Raw genomic sequence first — 18105 nt, 5'->3', positions numbered from 1 at the left:
AACGGGATCCGGTGAAAGCCGTCCCGTGACGGGATCTGCTGACGGCCCCGCGGCGCAACCTCGTACGGGTCTCGTGACGGGGCCGCGCCGCTACGCCGGCCACGCCGCTTGTCCGCGTCGCTACGCCGGCCACGCCGCTTGTCCGCGTCGCTACGCCGGCCACGCCGCTTGTCCGCGTCGCTACGCCGGCCACGCCGCTTGTCCGCGCTGCGTACGGTGCGGCCGTGGGCGAAGCCTGGGCAGCGGTGGGGGCAATAGCAGGAAGAGGCGCAACGGCGGCGGGTGCAGTGGCAGGAGGAGGCGCGACGGCGGCGGGTGCAGTGGCGGGAAGAGGCGCGACGGCGGCGGGTGCGGTGGGCGAGGTTTGGCGAGATTACGGCGCCACGATCGTCGGTGCATTTCTCGTGCTTCCCGCCGTGAGCTTTGTCGCGTACCGGTGGCGTCGCCGCAGGGTGGCTCGCCGGGTCGCGATCGCCGAAGTCGGACTGGTGGCCGGCTCGCTGCCGTGGGCGGTCATGCTTTTCACGCCCCAGCCCGCCCCTCGCTCCGTCGACCTCGTGCCGCTGCACGATCTGCCGTCCTGGGTGACGGGCGACCTGGGCACCGCGGCGGCTCAGATCCTCGGAAACCTGCTCGTGCTCGGTGCGCTGGGCTTCTTCCTGCCGATGCGCTTCGCTTGGTTCGCGTACCTGCCCCGGGTGGCGGCCGGGGCGGTGGTCGTCTCCGGCATGGTCGAAACCTTCCAGTGGGTGTTGGCCATCGGTCGGGTCTCGAGCGTCGACGACGTGATCATCAATACGGTCGGGGCCGTCCTGGCCGCTGTGGCGTCGCGGCGGTGGTGGGTGCGTCGCGCGCCGGCCCAGGGTGGTCGCGTGTCGGCCGGGGACAAGCCGACAGCGGCATAGCCGACAAAGCGTCCGGCCGAGAACTGCCGTCACGACGAAGCGGATTGCCTGAACGCCCGTTAAGTACTCGGCTTGACAGGGGGTTAGAGTGGCCAGGTGACGGTAGATCAGCACCAGCGTCCCGGACCGCCGGCCCCTCGCCGCCGGTCGCGCCGGGACGAGATCCTCGAGATCGCGGTCGGCCTCTTCGCCGCCCGCGGATATCACGGCGTGTCGATGGATGACATCGGTTCGGCCGCCGGGGTGACCGGTCCGGCGCTGTATCACCACTTCGCCGGCAAGGAGGCCATGCTGGTCGCCGCGCTCATCCCGGTGAGCGAGAGCCTGCTGCACGGTGGGCGGGAGCGGGTCGGGCGGCATTCCGGCGATGCGCGGGCCGTCCTGTCCGACCTGATCGAGTTCCACGTCGAGTTCGCGCTGGCCAATCCGGCAGTGATCGCGCTGCACCTGCACGAGCTGGACCGGCTGCCGGAAGAGCCGCGGCGACAGATCCGGCGGCTGCAGCGCCTGTACGTCGAGGAGTGGGTGAGGGTGCTGTCCCTGCTGCGTCCCGAGCTGGACGCCGGCGAGGCTCGAGTGCTGGCGCACTCCGCGTTCGGCCTGATGAACTCGACGCCTTTCCTGGGCGGCGAAGTCGACCGCCAGCGCCGGGCCGCCCTCCTGCGCGAGGCGACAGTGCACGCGCTGATGGGCCGCTGACTCGCCGGCACCCCGAGCCCATGATCGAAGCCGAGCCCGCCGCGAACCCTGCCGGGTGCGCATCGCCGGAGCGCGCGGGATCACCACCGCGCTCCAAGACCAGGCAGGCCATCGACGCGCGGCCTGCCACGAAGGCAGCTCGCCCGCTCCCGCCCCTCCGAGGCGACGCGCAGCGTGCCACGAACGTAGCTCGCCCGCTCCCGCCCCTCCGAGGCGACGCGCAGCGTGCCACGAAGGCAGCTCGCCCGCTCCCGCCCCTCCCAGACGACGCGCGGCCTGCCACGAAGGCCACACCCCTCCGAGGCGACGCGCGGCCTGCCACGAAAGCGGCTCGCCCGCTCCCAGACGACGTGCGGCCTGCCCAGCAAGCAGCTACCCCCGCCCCGCCCCCGCCCAGACAAGGAGCGAAATGATCGAGTCGCTGCTCATCGCCAACCGGGGCGAGATCGCCCGCCGGATCATCCGTACGGCCAGGCGGCTCAATATCCGGGCGGTCGCCGTCCACTCCGAGGCCGATGCCGGCATGCCGTTCGTCCTCGAGGCGGACGAGGCGGTGTGTGTGGGGCCCGCGAACCCCGCTCAGAGTTACCGCAACACCGACGCGATCCTCGCCGCGGCGAAGTCGACCGGGGCTGAGGCGATCCACCCCGGGTACGGCTTCCTGAGCGAGAACGCCGACTTCGCCCGTACGGTCGAAGCGAACGGCCTGGTGTGGGTCGGGCCGTCCGCCGATGCGATCAGCGCGATGGGCGACAAGATCAATGCTCGGAATCTGATGGCGGCCGCGGGCGTGCCCGTGGCGCCGGGCACGCAGGATCCCGCGGTTTCGGTGGAGGAGGCGCTCGAGGCTGCCGCCGCGATCGGGTATCCGGTGATGGTGAAGGCCGCCGCGGGTGGTGGTGGGATGGGCATGGCTGTGGCGAGCGACGAGGCCGGGTTGCGCACCGAGTTCGACAAGATCCGTGCGTTCGCCGAGCGGATGTTCGGTGACGGGTCGGTGCTGATCGAGCGGTTCTTCCCTCGGGTACGGCACGTGGAGGTGCAGATCCTCGGCCTGGCCGACGGCCGGGTGATCGCGCTCAGTGAGCGGGAGTGCTCGGTGCAGCGGCGTAACCAGAAGCTTCTCGAGGAGGCGCCGAGCCCGGCGGTGGACCCGGAGTTGCGGAAGCGCTTCCTCGCCGCCGCCGTGCTGGCCGGTGAGGCCGTGAACTACCGCAACGCCGGCACCGTCGAGTGCCTCCTCGACCCGGCGAGCGGCGAGTTCTTCTTCCTGGAGATGAACACCCGGCTGCAGGTGGAGCATCCGATCACCGAGCTGATCCACGGTATCGACCTGGTGGAGCAGCAGCTGCGGATCGCGTCCGGTGAGGCTCCGACGTTCGACGTCGACGATCTGACCACGCGGGGGCACGCGATCGAGTTGCGCGTCAACGCCGAGGACCCGAAGCGGTTCCTGCCCGGCCCCGGCAAGGTCGCCACCTGGGTGGAGCCGTCCGGCGAGGGGGTCCGGGTCGATTCCGGGTACGGGCCGGACACCACGGTGACTCCTTTCTACGACTCGCTCATGGCGAAGCTGATCGTGGTCGGCGCGGATCGGGCGGAGGCGATCGCGCGGGCGCGGGCCGCCGTGACCGGGTTCGAGATCGCCGGGCCGAAGAACAACCTGCCGTTCTTCACCGAGCTGTTGGAGAACGACGAGTTCCTCAGCGGGGACTACGACACCGGCATCGTGGCGCGGATGAGGTGATGAGCATGACGACGACGGCTGTGTCCATCCGGGAGGTCGCCCCGCGTGACGGGCTGCAGAACGAGGAGCCCATCCCGACCGGCAACAAGGTGCGGCTGATCGACGCGCTGTCGCGTACCGGGGTGAAGCGGATCGAGGCCGTCTCCTTCGTCCACCCGAAGGCGATCCCGCAGATGGCGGACGCCGACGAGGTGTGGGCGCGGGCCTGGCACAACCCGGACGTGCGTTACTCCGCGCTGATCCCCAACACGCGCGGCGCCGAGCGGGCGATCAAGGCCGGCTTCCGGGAGATCGAGGTGGTGGTCTCGGCCAGCGACACCCACAACCGGCGGAACCTGAACCGGTCGACCGAGCACTCGCTCGACGACATCGCCGGTCTCATCCCGCTGGTGCACAAGGCCGGGGCGACGCTCGAGGTCATCGTGGCGACCAGCTTCGGCTGCCCCTTCGAGGGCGACATCGCGCCGGAGCGGGTGGCGTCCATCGTGGAGCGGGTCCGCGCCGACGGCGCGGACCGGGTGGCCTTCGGCGACACCACCGGCATGGCGACCCCCCGCCGGGTCCGTGATCTTCTTTCGGCCGTACGCCCGGAGCTGCTGCACTTCCACAACACCCGGGGTACGGGGCTGGCGAACGTGCTGACCGCCCTGGAGCTGGGGGTGACGGAGTTCGACGCGAGCGTCGGCGGGATCGGCGGGTGCCCGTACGCGCCGGGCGCCTCCGGCAACATCGCGACGGAGGAACTGGTGCACATGCTCGAGGACATGGGCATCGCCACCGGAATCGATCTCGACGAGCTGATCCGGGTGGCCGAACTCGCCGAAGGTCTGCTCGGGCGCACACTCCCGTCGGGAGTTCTTCGAGCCGGACCGCGTACCAGATTGGTCGCCTCCTCCTGACTCATTCTTCCGATCGGTACGGAAAGCAGCCGATCACTTTTCTCCATTCGTCTGCGTGACCCTGACTGTGTCGCTTCGTTACCAATACCGAGCGGCCGATGTGTTCGGCCGCCGGTCACGAGCCGACGACATGAGGGGCGGATCCGATGACGGGATGGGGGGTCGAGCGCGAGTCGCGCCCGGCGTACCGTCCGTCGGTCGTTTCGCCCGCCGGTGGTCCCGCGCTCATGCCGCCTCCCAGCCAGGGGGCGGAGCGGCAGCGGCGCCGGTCCGGGCGTACCCGATCCCCCTGGGGTCTGCGCGTCCTGGTCGTCGGCGGCATCGCCGGCGCGGCGTGGCTGCTCTCCGGGGCCGCCGCACAGGCCGACGACCGTGACCCGGCGACCGGCCTGCTCGGCGCCGTGGTGCACGACATCACGGCGGCGCAGCACAGCACCGGCATCGGAAAGCCGCTCGCCGGCGTCGGAAAGCCGCTCGCCGGAACCGCCAAGCCGCTCGCCGGAACCGCCAAGCCGGAAACCGGCACGGGCACCGCCAAGCCGGAAACCGGCACGGGCACCGGCAAGCACACCACCGGCACCCAAAACGGTGCCGGTGACCAGGGGAAAGACTTGGTCCACCGGATCCTCACGACGGCCGTCCAGCCGTTGGCATCCGGTGAGCGGCACGACCTCGGCGCGGTGACCACGATCCCGAAACGGCTCGTGGGCACGGTCGGCGAGGTAGCCGGCGGCGCCGGGGACGCGGGCTCCCCCCTGGGCGGGGTCGACCGAGTGGTCCGGGATCTGACCGCCCCTGTTCGCCTCACCGGCGAGGCGGTGGACACCGGGCGTACCGCTCCGGCGGTCGAGGTGCCGCGGCAGGACCGGCCGCAGCCGGGACCCGGGACGACAGCGCCCGAGGTCAGTGAGCCGGCCGCGGCCGACATCGACGGCACGCCCGTGCCGCACGGTGGGCCTGTGGCCGACGTGCCGCCGGTCCAGGAGCCCGAGGCAGAGGTGTCGCCGGCCGGGAAGCCGGCGGCGATCATGCCGCTGGGCGGCAAGTTCATGGCCGCTGCGACGCTGGCGGAGAACAAGCCGGCGCGTGACACGGCCCGTGAGGCACCCGATGGTGAGGGACCCGTACAGGTCCACCTCGGGGCAGCGAACGGTGTCCCGGCCTCCGGGCCGGGGACTGCGACGGACGGCGGTCCTTCCGCGGCCGTCCTTCCGTCGGCGATCGCCGACAGCACGGTGGCCTGCCACCGGCTGCCGATCGCCACCGAAGTCGAGGTCCGGCGCCACGACGCCGAGGCACCGACCGTCTCACCTGACTAGTGATGGGTCCCGGGCGTGCTGCGCCCGGACGAGCGCGGCCCGATTCCTGAAACCGTTTGCGAACAAGCGGCGAATCATTTCCGTGGCCGTGGTCATCACGTCACCGCATGCGCACCGCGCCACCACGAGGGCGCACGTCGACAAGCGGGGTCAGGGCATCCGAATTGCGCCAGGGCACCGCTGCGCCCGTGAGCACCATTCAAATTGAATATGCGACTCACCATTCGACGATTGTGAAAGGCACGTTTCTTCTCATGAAGACTTGGGTTCGTAAGACTCTGAGCGCTGGTGTCCTGGCCGCCGGTGCCCTCCTGCTCGCCCCGGGTGCGGCGCACGCCGACGTCACCCAGTCCACGTCCGACAACGTCGGCATCGCCAACGGCACGCAGGTGTTCACCACGGTCGCCGTGCCGCTGAACATCGTCGGCAACTCGATCGGCGTCGCCGGCGAGTCGAACTCCGCGGGCCAGGGCATCAACTGGGTGGAGAGCGGCAAGCAGGGCAAGGGCGGCAAGCAGAACAGCTGGGACAACACCGGCGTGCTCAACGGCACGCAGGTGCTGCTGCCAATCACCGTGCCGGTGAACGTCGTCGGCAACGCGGCGTCCGTGCTGGGCGAGGCCAACGCGGCCGGCTCCGGCGTCAACAAGACCGAGAGCGCCCGTACCGAGGGTGCCAAGGTCGGCCAGGACTCGTCGGGCAACACCGGTGCGCTCAACGGCACGCAGGTGGCGGCGCCGATCAACGTGCCGGTCAACGTCTGCGGCAACTCGCTCTCGATCCTCGGCCTGGCGAACTCGCAGGCGGTGTGCGTCAACGGCGGCGGGCACAAGACCGAGAGCATCAAGCAGGACAGCTCGGACAACACCGGGATCGGCAACGGTACGCAGATCGCCGCGCCGGTCTACGTCCCGCTGAACATCACCGGCAACTCGGCGTCTGTGCTGGGCGAGGCCAACGCGGCCGGTGCCTCGGCGAACGAGTCGGGCCACCAGGGCGGCGTCAAGCAGGACAGCAACGGCAACACCGGGGTGCTGAACGGCACGCAGATCGGCGCGCCGATCACCGTTCCGGTCAACGTCTGCGGCAACGCGCTCGCCGTCCTGGGTGAGGCCGACGCGTCGGCGGCGTGCAGCAACGGCACCGGTGGCGACAACGGCGGTGACAACGGCGGCGACAACGGTGGTGACAACGGCGGCTACGACGACGGTGACGACGTCGACGGCGACGGTGGCTCCCAGGGTGGCGACGACTCGTACGGCGAGAGCCCGCGCACGCACGCCGCGAGCAAGCACGCCGCCAAGACCGAGGCGACCCCGGTCGACGGCCTCACCCAGAACCTGAGCAACGCCGGTGGCCTGAACCTCGGCGGCCTGGACGTCACGGGCCTGCTCAAGTAAGGACCGGCCCCGCCGGGGTGAGACGCGGGTCGGGCCGGTCCCGGGCCTGACCCGTACGGCGCCGCGAGGCGCCGCGCAGTGAAAAGAAAACCGGTGCTCCTCCACAGCACCGGCATCCATCGGACGGGAGTCCTCGCAGCCTGCGGGGGCTCCCGTTCGCGTTGCCCCCGGCCGGCGAAAAGGCCTCCGGCCCGGCGACGCGAAACGGCGGCGGGCCCGGCCGGCGAAAAGGCCTCCGGCCCGGCGACGCGAAACGGCGGCGGGCCTGGCCCGTGAAAGGGCCTCCGGCCCGGCCACGCGAAACGGCGGCGGGCCTGGCCCGTGAAAGGGCCTCCGGCCCGGCCACGCGAAACGGCCGCCGGCCCGACCGGCGAAACGGCCGCGGGCCCGGCCCGCGAAAGGGCAGCCGGCCCCGGTCAGCGCGCGTATGGCCCCTCGGTGCAAGATGCGCTAACCTAACGATCGTTCAGGAGCGCTCGAGGGGGGCACGTGGCAATCGACGAGGAAGCGCTGGCACAGGCACGCAAGCGCGCGGTCGCCGGCGGCGCGGAGAAGTACCACGCCGCGAACGCCGCGAAGGGCAAGCTGTTCGCGCGGGAGCGGATAGCCCTGCTCGTCGACGAGGGTTCGTTCGTGGAGGACGGGCTCTACGCCAACAGCCTCGCCGAAGGGCTCCCGGCGGACGGCGTGATCACCGGCTCGGCCCGCATCGACGGGCGCGAGGTGTGCGTCATGGCCAACGACTCGACCGTGAAGGCGGGGTCGTGGGGCGCCCGTACCGTTGAGAAGATCATCCGCATCATCGAGCGGGCGTACGCGACCGGCGTACCCATGGTCTATCTGGTCGATTCCGCGGGCGCGCGCATCACCGACCAGGTCGACCTGTTCCCGGGCCGGCGCGGAGCCGGCAAGATCTTCCACACGCAGGTACGCGCGTCGGGGTCGATCCCGCAGGTGTGCGCGCTGTTCGGGCCGTCCGCCGCCGGCGGCGCCTACATCCCGGCCTTCTGCGACGTCGTCGCGATGGTCGAGGGCAACGCCAGCATGTACCTCGGATCCGACCGCATGGTCGAGATGGTCACGGGGGAGAAGACCACGCTCGAGGCGATGGGCGGAGCCCGCGTGCACTGCGCGGAGTCCGGCGTCGGGCACTTCCTGTGCAAGACCGAGCAGGAGGCCCTGGACGTCGTCCGCTCGTACCTGTCGTACCTGCCCGCGAACTACACGCAGCAGCCTCCGTCCGCCGAGGCCGGGGAACCGGCCAATGTGGATCTCGGTGCGCTGGTGCCGGAGAGCGAGCGGCAGGCGTTCGACATGCGCCGTTACATCAAGGGCATCGTCGACACGGGATCGTTCCTGGAGATCCAGGCGCTGTGGGCCAAGGAGCTGACGGTCGGCTTCGCGCGGCTGGACGGCCAGGTCATCGGTGTGGTCGGCAACAACTCGATGTTCAAGGGCGGCGTGCTGTTCGTCGACTCCGCCGACAAGGCCAGCCGCTTCGTGCAGCTGTGCGATGCCTTCAACGTGCCGCTGCTCTTCCTCTCCGACGTGCCCGGATTCATGGTCGGCTCGGCGGTGGAGAAGCAGGGCATCATCCGGCACGGCGCCAAGATGATCACCGCGATCTCGGAGGCGACCGTACCCAAGATCTGCGTCGTGGTCCGCAAGGCGTACGGCGCCGGCCTCTACGCCATGGCCGGCCCCGGCTTCGACCCGGACGCGACGATCGCGCTGCCCACCGCCAAGATCGCGGTGATGGGCGCCGAGGCGGCGGTGAACGCCGTCTACGCGAACAAGATCGCGGCGCTGCCCGAGGAGGACCGCGCCGCCTTCATCGCCGAGCGCCGCGCCGAGTACGAACGCGACATCGACATCCTGCGCCTCGCCAGCGAGCTCGTGATCGACGCCGTGGTGGAGCCCGGCGACCTGCGCGGCGAGCTCGTCCGCCGGTTCGCCGCCGCCCGCGGCAAGGACCGCTCGTTCTCCCGCCGCCGGCACGGCGTCACGCCCGTCTAGTACACCGTCTCGAAGGGACACGCCATGGTCGACTTCCGGCTCAGCGAAGAGCAGGAGGCACTGCGGGACAGCGTGCGGGACTTCGCCCGCGAGCAGGTCGCGCCGGTCATCGCCGAGCACTACGAACACAAGACCTTTCCGTACGACCTGATCCGCCAGATGGGCAAGATGGGGCTGTTCGGCCTGCCGTTCCCCGAGGAGCACGGCGGGATGGGTGGCGACTACTTCGCCCTCTGCCTGGCCCTGGAGGAGCTGGCGCGGGTCGACAGCAGCGTCGCGATCACCCTGGAGGCGGCCGTCTCGCTGGGTGCGATGCCGATCCACTTGTTCGGTACGCCGGAACAGAAGAACCGCTGGCTCCCCCAGCTGACCAGCGGCGAGTCCCTGGCGGCCTTCGGTCTCACCGAACCGGGCACGGGCTCCGACGCGGCCGGGACGACGACCCGCGCGGTGCTCGACGAGGCCACGGGGGAGTGGGTCATCAACGGCTCCAAGGCGTTCATCACCAACTCCGGCACGGACATCACCTGCCTGGTGACCGTGATGGCGGTGACCGGCAGGAAGCCGGACGGCTCCAAGGAGCTGTCGACGATCATCGTGCCGTCCGGCACTCCGGGGTTCACCGTCGCGCCGGGCTACTCCAAGGTGGGCTGGTGCGCCTCGGACACGCACGAGCTGGCGTTCGACGACGTACGGGTACCGGCCGCGAACCTGCTCGGTGAGCGTGGCCGCGGCTTCGCCCAGTTCCTGCGCATCCTCGACGAGGGGCGCATCGCGATCGCCGCCCTGTCCACCGGACTCGCCCAGGGCTGTGTCGACGAGTCGGCGAAGTACGCCAAGGAGCGTCAGGCCTTCGGCCGCCCGATCGGGTCCAATCAGGCCGTCCAGTTCATGATCGCGGACATGGAGATGCGGGCGCACACCGCGCGGCTCGCGTACTACGACGCCGCGGCGCGGATGCTCGCCGGCGAGGACTTCAAGCACCAGGCCGCCCTCGCCAAGCTGTACGCCAGCGAGGCCGCGATGGACAACGCCCGGTACGCCACCCAGGTGCACGGCGGCTACGGCTTCATGAACGAGTCGGCGGTGGGCCGGTTCTACCGAGACGCCAAGATCCTCGAGATCGGCGAGGGCACCTCCGAGGTGCAGCGCATGATCATCGCTCGAGGGCTCGGCCTGTAGCGGGGCCGCACCGGGCCTTGCGCCTGTGGCGGGGCCGGCCCGCGCCGGGCCTTGCGCCTGTGGCGGGGCCGGCCCGCGCCGGGCCTTGCGCCTGTGGCGGGGCCGGCCCGCGCCGGGCCTTGCGCCTGTGGCGGGGGCCGCACCGGGCCTTGCGCCTGTGGGGGGGCCGGGCCCGCACCGGGCCACGACCCGTGGCGGGCCCGGCTGTAGATCTTGGACTCGCGGGCAGGTTCCGCGGCAAATCCGGCGGCGGATGCGTCGGTTAGTCGACAATCCGCCGTCTGAACTCGGCATTCATCATCATGTCTGCCTAGGTTCATTGTCATGACGTCCGATCACGGGGCGGACCAGGGGGGTCCGGGATTCGACGCCGTGCTGCGCAGCTACCGGCTGCGCGCGAAACTGACCCAGGACGAGCTCGCGGCGCGGGCGGCGGTCGGCGTCCGCACCGTACGAGACCTGGAACGCGGCCGCGCCTCCCGTCCGCAACGGACCACGGTGGAGCTGCTCGCTGCGGCGCTGGGGCTGGCGGGCGCGGACCGGCTCGCGTTCCTCGCCGCCGCCCGGGGGCAGCCCTCGCAGACCGCGGCGCCGCCACGCTTCGTACGCCTGCCCCCGCCGAGCGATCTGATCGGCCGCGACGGCGACGTCGCCGAGCTCGCCGACCGCCTGCGCGACCGGCCCGCCGAGGGCCGGGGCGTCACCCTGGTGGGCCTGGCCGGAGTGGGCAAGACCAGCCTCGCGCTGACCGTGGCGCACCGGGTCACCGACGCCTACCCCGGCGGGGTCGCGGGCATCGTCATCACCGACGGCTCCACCACCGGCGAGGTGCTCGGCGGCGTCGCCGCCGTCTTCGGCGTGGGCCGCCCCGACGACCTGGCGCCGCGCTTCTCCGGCCGGTCCGCCCTGCTGTTGATCGACGCGGTGGAGCGCGCGCCGGAGGCCGTCGCCGAGGCCCTCGGCCGGCTGCTCGCCCAGCACCCGACCCTGCGGTTCCTCGCCACCGGCCGGCATCCGGTCGGCCTGCCCACCGAACGGGTACGCCCGGTCGCACCGCTGGACGCACCGCCGGCCGACGCGGCGCCCGCGGACGTGGCCCGATACCCGGCGGCCGCACTCTTCATGGACCGGCTCGCCCGCGTCCGCGAGGCCCCCGTCGAACCGGCCGAGGTGACGGCGCTCGCCGCCCTGGTCCGCCGGCTCGGTGGGCTGCCGATCGCGCTGGAGCTGGCGGCCGCTCGCGGCCGGGTGCTCACCATCCCGGAGATCCTCGACCGGTACGGCGACCGCGTCCTCGACCTGTCCGGGCGCCCCGCCGACGGTGGGGTGCTGCCGGTGCGCGACCTGTCCGGCCGGCCCGCGGACACCGGCGTCGTGTCGGTACGCGAAGCCGTCGCAGCCAGCTACCGCCTGCTCAGCACCGACGAGCAGATGGCCCTGCACCGCCTGGCGACCTTCCGCAACCGCTGGTCGCTGGATCTCGCCGAACGGATCGTCGACCCCAGCCCCGACCTCGACGTGGTGCACCTGCTGGACCGCTTCCTCGAGCTCGGCCTGCTCAGCACGCGGGGCGCCCGGGCGTTCCGCTTCCGCCTGCTCGACGTGGTCGGCGACTACGCCCTCGAACAGGCCGCCGTTCAGGGCGACCTCCCGGCCGCCCGGCGACGGCACGCCGAGGTGATGGCCGACCTGGCCATGAGCATCGCGCCCGAGCTGACCGGCGCCCGCCTGGCCGACGCGGCCGCCCGCCTCGACGACGTCGCCGGTGACCTCGGCGCCGCCCTGGCGTACGCCGCCCGCGAGCAACCGCACACGGCGCTGCGCCTCGCCGCCTGCCTGCCCCGATGGTGGCGCTTCCGCGGGCGCGACGTGACGGGCCGGCAGTGGCTGCGCCGGTTGCTGGCCGACCCGCGTACGGCCGACGCGGACCCGGCGACCCGCGCCTGGGCCGAAGTGGGTCTGGCGCAGCTGGCGCTCGAGCACGGCGCGGGCGGCGAAGAGATCGCGTCCGCCGAGTCCGCGCTCGCCGGGTTCACCCGGCTCGGCGACGTGAACGGCCGGCTCACCGCGCACACCCAGCTGGCCGCGCTGCGGATGACGACTCGCGACTACGACCTGGCCCGCCGCCACGCCGAGGCCGCGCGGGAACTCGCCCGCGACAGCGGCCGCATCCGCGACATGGCCGTGGCCGAGAACAACCTCACCTGGCACGACGTACGCGCGGGCAACCTGGCCGCGGCCCGCGGCCGCCTCGCCGAGATCGACCGGCTGGCGAGCCGCTGCGGCGAACACCGGCTGCGCGCCGTGGCGGTCGCCAACCTCGCGGAGATCGAACGCCTGGACGGTCACCTCGGGGAGGCGGCCCGTCTCGGCCGCGACGCGATCGCCGAGCTCGAGGAGGTCGGCGATCCCGGTCACCGCCGGCGCGTCCTCGCCACGGTGGGCCTGGCGGTGGCCGAGGCCGGAGACCTGGCCGAGGCCGAGGCGGTGCTGGAGGAGCTCCGGCCACCCGGGTCGACGCTGCCGATGGACGGCCCGGCCGCCGTCGTGGCAGGCGCGGTCGCACTGCGGCGCGGCGACGTGGACCGCGCGGCGGAGGCGTTCACGGCGGCGATCGAGGCGTACGACGGCGGGCACGATCCCCGCGACACCGTGGAGGCGCTGATCGGGCTGATCCGCAGCACCCGGGACGGGGAGCGGCGGGCGAAGGCGATGCATCGGCTGACGGAGCTGTGCCGTACGGCGGGGATCACGCTGCTGCCCCGGGAGCGGGAGCTCCTCGGTTAGGCCGGCCGGCGCACCCGCTTCGTAGCGGTCGGCCGGCGGTGGGCGCAGCGGTCGGCCGGCGGTGGGCGGCGCAGTGGGGGTGGGCGCAGTGGCCGGCTGGCGGTGTCGGGGTTTGCCGGTGAGCAGCGGCCGGGGCGTGGACGACCGGCGTTTTCCGTGCCCCCCACAACGCCGGCCGTCGCAACGCCCCAGTAACGCGGCGAGAACGATGGCGCCCCCGTTTGCCCCCGCCCCGGCCTCGGCCGCGCCGCGTCCCCCTGCGGAGATCACCCTAGCGGGGGCGATCAGCTGATATGCGTAGATCGGTGGGTTTGGTACGCCGGTATCCGACGGTTCTGCCGGTAGTTCTGCCGGTTCCTCACCCGGCGGAGGTGAGAGTGCCGGGGAAGCGCTTACTCAAGGCCTGCGGGCGCTCACTCAGCGATCGCCCACGGCGACCCGGCGGCCCGGCGCGGTCCGGCGACCCGGCGGTCCGGCGCGGTCCGGCAGCCCGGCGGTCCGGCGCGGTCCGGCAGCCCGGCGGTCCGGCGCGGTCCGGCAACCCGGCGGCCCGGCGGCCCGAACTGGGCACGTCCCGAGGCGAAGGCCGCGTCGCGTGGGTCAGGAGTGGCTCGGCGCCGCCGGCTCCGGGCTCGTCTCCGCGCTCCCCGCGGTCGCGCACGGGTTGACCGCGTCTCTGATCGTTCGCAGCGCGTCGAGGAGCTGATCGAGCTGCGTCGGGCTGAGCTGGCCGATGAACCACTGCTGCATGAGCTCGAGATGGCCCGGCATGACCTCCTCGAGGCGCTGCATGCCGGCCGGGGTGACGACCGCGTACGAGCTGCGGCGGTCGCTAGGGCAGGCCTCGCGGCGGATCAGGCCCTCGCGGTCCATGCGGTCGACGACCCGGGTGACGCCGCTGGTGGACAGCGACGTCTGGCCGGCGAGGTCGGTCATCCGCAGCCGATGCCGTGGCGAGCGGGCGAGGCGGAGCAGCACCTCGAACTCGACGCTGGAGAGGCGGTGCTCCTCGAACTGGGCGGCGAAGCGGTTGGTCAGGCCCGTGTACGCCTCGGCGAACAGGCCGAAGGCGGTGAACCGGGGGTCATCGAAGTTGGTTCCCACGCCATCCATGCTAACAGCACCCTATTGACACGGGGAATATTGCGTGGCGTATAGTTGCTCCGTCAGACAAATACCGAGCCACCTCCGAGAGGACCCGTCATGACCGACACCGCCGCCACTGGTACCCGCGAGTTCCAGGGTCTCCAGATTCCGGCCGCCGGCACCTACGAGCTCGACGCCGCGCACAAGCGGGTCGGCTTCGTGGTCCGTCACCTCATGGTCAGCAAGGTGCGCGGCGACTTCGCCGAGGCCACCGCGACCGTCACCGTCGCCGAGAACCCGCTCGAGTCCTCGGTCGTCGCCTCCATCAAGACCGCCAGCGTCAGCACCGGCCAGGCCGACCGCGACAACCACCTGCGCACCGGCGACTTCTTCGAGGTCGAGAAGTACCCGACGATGGACTTCCGCAGCACCGGCGTGAAGTCCTTCGAGGGCAGCGAGCTCGTCCTCGCGGGCGAGCTCACGATCAAGGGCGTCACCCGCCCGGTCGAGCTCCTCGTCGAGTTCGAGGGCGCGACCGTCAGCCCGTACGGTCAGCAGGTCTTCGGTTTCAGCGCGACCACCGAGATCGACCGCGAGGACTGGGGTCTGACCTGGAACATGGCGCTGGAGTCCGGCGGCGTGATGGTCGGCAAGAAGGTCAAGATCGAGATCGAGGGCGAGGCCATCCGTCAGGCCTGATGCCCCCGTCGCATCACCGTACGTAAGGCGCCGCCCCACCCGGGGTGGCGCCTTCGTCGTCTGAACGCTCATCGACTACCGCTGGCGAACCCCGCCATCGTCTGTCAAGGTGGACCCTGCGCTTCCGCGTGCTCACCCAGAGCTGATGTATGACCGTTTCATCTGGTCTGAGTGAGCGTCGTACGAACGTGCCAGGAGGATCGATGGGTAAGGCCCTGTCCGGTACGACGTTCTCCACCGAGGACCGGGTCCACTATCGGCAGAAAGTCCGGCGGTGCCTGGACGTCCTGGCGCTGATGCTCGACCGCCGCGACCAGTGCGGACCCTCGTTCGACACCGACAGCCGCCGGACCGGCCTCGAGGTCGAGCTCAACCTCATGGACGCCGACGGCGAGCCGGCCATGCGCAACGCCGAGGTGCTCGCCGACCTCGCCGACCCCGCGTTCCAGACCGAGCTCGGCCGCTTCAACCTCGAGCTCAACGCCAGCCCCCGGCTGATCAGCGGTGACGGCTTCGGCGAGTACGAGGAGGACCTGCTCGAGAGCCTAGGCCGGGCCGCGGACCGGGCGGCCAAGTCCGACGCGGCCATCGTGCTCATCGGCAGCCTGCCGACGCTGACGCCGGACCACCTGGTGCTGGCCAACCTGTCGGCGAACGACCGCTACCAGGCCCTCAACGAACAGATCGCCGGCGCCCGCGGCGAACAGTTCAGTGTGGACATCCGCGGCGTCGAACGCCTGCAGACCGCCAACGACTCCATCGCCCCCGAGGCGGCGTGCACGAGTGTCCAGTTCCACCTGCAGGTTCCGCCGGAGCGGTTCGCCGCCCAGTGGAACGCCTCGCAGGCCGTCGCCGCGGTCCAGGTGGCGATCGGGGCGAACTCGCCGTACCTGCACGGGCGGCAGCTCTGGGCGGAGACCCGGATCGCCCTGTTCGAGCAGGCTACGGACACCCGGCCGGACGAGCTCAAGGCGCAGGGCGTACGGCCCCGGGTCTGGTTCGGCGAACGCTGGATCACCTCGGTCTTCGACCTCTTCGAGGAGAACGTCCGATATTTCCCGCCGCTGCTTCCGATCATCGACGACGAGGACCCGATCGCCGTGCTCGAGCAGGGTGGCGTGCCGCACCTGGGCGAGCTGCGCCTGCACAACGGCACGGTCTACCGCTGGAACCGGCCGGTCTACGACGTCATGGCCGGCCGGCCGCACCTCCGCGTCGAGAACCGGGTCCTGCCCGCCGGCCCGACGGTCGTCGACATGCTCGCCAACGCGGCTTTCTACTTCGGACTCACCCACCGGCTCGCGGACGAGGAACGCCCGGTCTGGAGCCGTCTCGCGTTCCCGGTGGCCGAGGACAATTTTCACGTTGCGGCCCGCCGAGGCATGGAAGCGACAATCCTCTGGCCGGGTACGGGGGAAAGCCCCGTCACCGACCTCGTCCGCGACACCCTGCTCCCCAAGGCCGACGAGGGCCTGGCGATGTTCGGGGTGGATCGCCGCCACCGCGACCGGCTCCTCGGCGTCATCGACGACCGCTGCCGGACCGGCCGCAACGGCGCCACCTGGCAGACCGAGGCGGTGTGGTCGGCCGAGCACCACCGCAACCTGGACCGGTCCGCCGCCCTGCACGACATGCTGCTCCGGTACAGCGCCCACCAGCAGACAAACGAGCCGGTCCACACCTGGCCGATCGACTAACCGTCCTGCCGCGGCGCCCCGTCATGCCGCGGCGCCGCCTTCTTCGCCGCACCGGTCCTCTTCGCGGGGGTCGCGCTTCTCGCCGGATCAGCCTTCTTCGCGGCCGCGCTCGCGGAGCCGGTCCTGCCGGGATTGATCTGCGCGACAGTCGGCGCCGCAGGCGGGCGCGCGACCGTCGACCGGGGCTCCGCCGCCTCGGCGGGCTCGTTCGTCTTGGCCGATTGGGGCGTCGTCGCCGGGCCGGCTGACGCGGCCGGCTCGCCAGTTCTCGCCGACCCGGATGCGGCCGGACGGGCCGAATTCATCGGTACGGCCGCCTTGGCCGGTCCGGGCCGGCCGGGACGCGCTGCCGGTGGGCGGGCCTTCGCTCTGCCGGTGGCGAACCCCTGCGGCTCGACCGCGGCCGGCTCGCTCGCGGCGTCGGCGCTTCCGCCTCGCCGCTCGGTCGTGCCCGGATTCGGCGACTCCGTCTGGTTCCCGTTTCGCGGCTTCGTCGACGTTGCGGATGCTGAGGCCGGCGTTGCGGATGTTGAGCCCGGCGTTGCGGATGGTGATCCCGGCGTCGCGGGCGCTGGATCCGGCGTTGCGGATGCTGAGGCCGACTTCGCAGACGCTGGAGCCGGCTTTGCGGAGGCCGGCCGCTGAGCCGGGACTGCGACAACCCCCGCAGGCTCTGACGGGCCGGTCGAGTCGCTGCCGTCGGCTGTGCGGCGCGCTGCCGTGCGTTGCCCGAGCGCCACGGTCGCCGCGGACCCGGCGAGACCGGCCAGGACCGCGTACGGCGCGATCAGGTAGGCCGACTCGAGCGGACCCAGCGACCGGGTGAGTTGCGGGGCGAGCACCAGGAATGCGGCCGCGACCAGCAGCGGTCCCACCGCGCCGGAGGAGGCCGTACCCACGCCGAGGTTTCCGCGGCGGGCCGACGACCAGGCGCCGAGCACGCCGATGACGAAAGCCGCGAGCAGCGTCAGGAGCGCGCTGGGCCAGTAGATCGTTCCGTACGTGCCGCCGTCGCCGGCAGCGAACTGCCAGCTCGACGGGTAGGCCGCCGACGGCCGGTGCCAGAAGACGTCCGCCGCCACGGCCGCCACCGCCAGCGCCCAGAGCCAGCCCGCGGTCACGACCAGGTTCGTCGCCACGGATCGCGAGACCACTGCCCAGTACGCGATGAATAGACCGAGCACGACACCGACGGCTGCGTACCCCGCGGCGATCGACTGCGGTGAGAAAGTGTCCGCGCGCACGGCAGCCCGCGCCGGCAGAGCGACGAGCAGCACCGTGAGCAGGGCGCCGACCGCTGCCGACACCGCCAGCGCAAAGCGCCACGGTCCACCGTGCGCCCGGCCGAACCGTCCGCCGATCACCGCGCCGAAGACCGTCGCGCTCGCGGCGATCCAGGTGGCCCAGCCGAGACTGCCGAGCCAGACGCTGTCGTCGGCCGTGCCCGCGGAGGGCCAGACCACCACGCCGAGCCCGTACCCCATGCCGAGTTGGGCAGCGCCCGTCCCCGCGGCTGCTCCGGCCGCGGCTGCCACCTGCCCTGTCCAGCCCTTCGCGGCCATGCCGGGCACTGTAGCCGGACCCGGCTATGGCTGCGAATCGATGAGCGGATGCTCCAAGATTGGTTAGGTTGACAACGAAGGCCTGAGGCGAGGGAGACGATACGGCG

At 71.9% G+C, this 18105-nt stretch carries 13 protein-coding genes; 11 read left to right on the top strand and 2 right to left on the bottom strand.

Annotated elements, in window-relative coordinates; translation table 11 throughout:
- Nucleotides 1-353 precede the first annotated feature (353 nt).
- The 9 genes from AB0K03_RS20350 to AB0K03_RS20310 all read left to right on the top strand — a co-directional run bounded on the left by AB0K03_RS20350 (nt 354) and on the right by AB0K03_RS20310 (nt 12954).
- A complete protein-coding gene (locus AB0K03_RS20350; RefSeq protein WP_364687049.1) occupies nt 354-905 on the top strand; it encodes a VanZ family protein in 552 nt (183 codons plus the stop codon).
- A gap of 96 nt (nt 906-1001) precedes the next feature.
- On the top strand, nt 1002-1604 hold the full coding sequence (locus tag AB0K03_RS20345; protein WP_364687047.1) for a helix-turn-helix domain-containing protein: 603 nt from the start codon (nt 1002-1004) through the stop codon (nt 1602-1604).
- A 409-nt stretch (nt 1605-2013) separates the two neighbouring features.
- Nucleotides 2014-3351, top strand: a complete 1338-nt coding sequence (locus AB0K03_RS20340; RefSeq protein ID WP_364687045.1) for a biotin carboxylase N-terminal domain-containing protein — start codon at nt 2014-2016, stop codon at nt 3349-3351.
- A gap of 5 nt (nt 3352-3356) precedes the next feature.
- Nucleotides 3357-4250: a hydroxymethylglutaryl-CoA lyase gene (locus AB0K03_RS20335; protein ID WP_364687043.1), complete on the top strand. Its 894-nt coding sequence runs from the start codon at nt 3357-3359 to the stop codon at nt 4248-4250.
- 146 nt (nt 4251-4396) lie between these two features.
- Complete coding sequence (locus tag AB0K03_RS20330; RefSeq protein WP_364687042.1) at nt 4397-5569, top strand: hypothetical protein; 1173 nt, start codon at nt 4397-4399, stop codon at nt 5567-5569.
- A gap of 254 nt (nt 5570-5823) precedes the next feature.
- Nucleotides 5824-6969 carry a chaplin family protein gene (locus AB0K03_RS20325; RefSeq protein ID WP_364687040.1) on the top strand — a complete coding sequence of 382 codons (1146 nt, stop codon included), beginning with the start codon at nt 5824-5826 and terminating at the stop codon, nt 6967-6969.
- A gap of 489 nt (nt 6970-7458) precedes the next feature.
- Nucleotides 7459-8985: an acyl-CoA carboxylase subunit beta gene (locus tag AB0K03_RS20320; protein ID WP_364687038.1), complete on the top strand. Its 1527-nt coding sequence runs from the start codon at nt 7459-7461 to the stop codon at nt 8983-8985.
- Nucleotides 8986-9009: 24 nt separating this feature from the next.
- Nucleotides 9010-10167, top strand: a complete 1158-nt coding sequence (locus AB0K03_RS20315) for an acyl-CoA dehydrogenase family protein (RefSeq protein ID WP_364687036.1) — start codon at nt 9010-9012, stop codon at nt 10165-10167.
- 324 nt (nt 10168-10491) lie between these two features.
- Nucleotides 10492-12954: a helix-turn-helix domain-containing protein gene (locus tag AB0K03_RS20310; RefSeq protein WP_364687034.1), complete on the top strand. Its 2463-nt coding sequence runs from the start codon at nt 10492-10494 to the stop codon at nt 12952-12954.
- A gap of 600 nt (nt 12955-13554) precedes the next feature.
- Here the strand turns inward: AB0K03_RS20310 and AB0K03_RS20305 are convergent.
- Nucleotides 13555-14067 carry a MarR family transcriptional regulator gene (locus AB0K03_RS20305; RefSeq protein ID WP_364687032.1) on the bottom strand — a complete coding sequence of 171 codons (513 nt, stop codon included), beginning with the start codon at nt 14065-14067 and terminating at the stop codon, nt 13555-13557.
- 90 nt (nt 14068-14157) lie between these two features.
- Between AB0K03_RS20305 and AB0K03_RS20300 the strand changes: the two genes are divergently transcribed.
- Both AB0K03_RS20300 and AB0K03_RS20295 read left to right on the top strand, forming a co-directional pair.
- Entirely contained in the window at nt 14158-14739 is a 582-nt protein-coding gene (locus tag AB0K03_RS20300) for a YceI family protein (protein WP_364687030.1), read from the top strand.
- 203 nt (nt 14740-14942) lie between these two features.
- On the top strand, nt 14943-16436 hold the full coding sequence (locus tag AB0K03_RS20295; protein ID WP_364687028.1) for a glutamate-cysteine ligase family protein: 1494 nt from the start codon (nt 14943-14945) through the stop codon (nt 16434-16436).
- Here the strand turns inward: AB0K03_RS20295 and AB0K03_RS20290 are convergent.
- Entirely contained in the window at nt 16433-17998 is a 1566-nt protein-coding gene (locus AB0K03_RS20290) for a Hansenula MRAKII killer toxin-resistant protein 1 (RefSeq protein ID WP_364687026.1), read from the bottom strand. The two genes, AB0K03_RS20295 and AB0K03_RS20290, sit on opposite strands and share 4 nt — an antisense overlap.
- Between the last annotated feature and the right edge of the window lie 107 nt (nt 17999-18105).

The organism is Actinoplanes sp. NPDC049316 (genome assembly GCF_040677315.1).
Taxonomy (GTDB): Bacteria; Actinomycetota; Actinomycetes; order Mycobacteriales; family Micromonosporaceae; genus Actinoplanes.
This window is presented reverse-complemented; position numbering and strand designations above follow the sequence as displayed.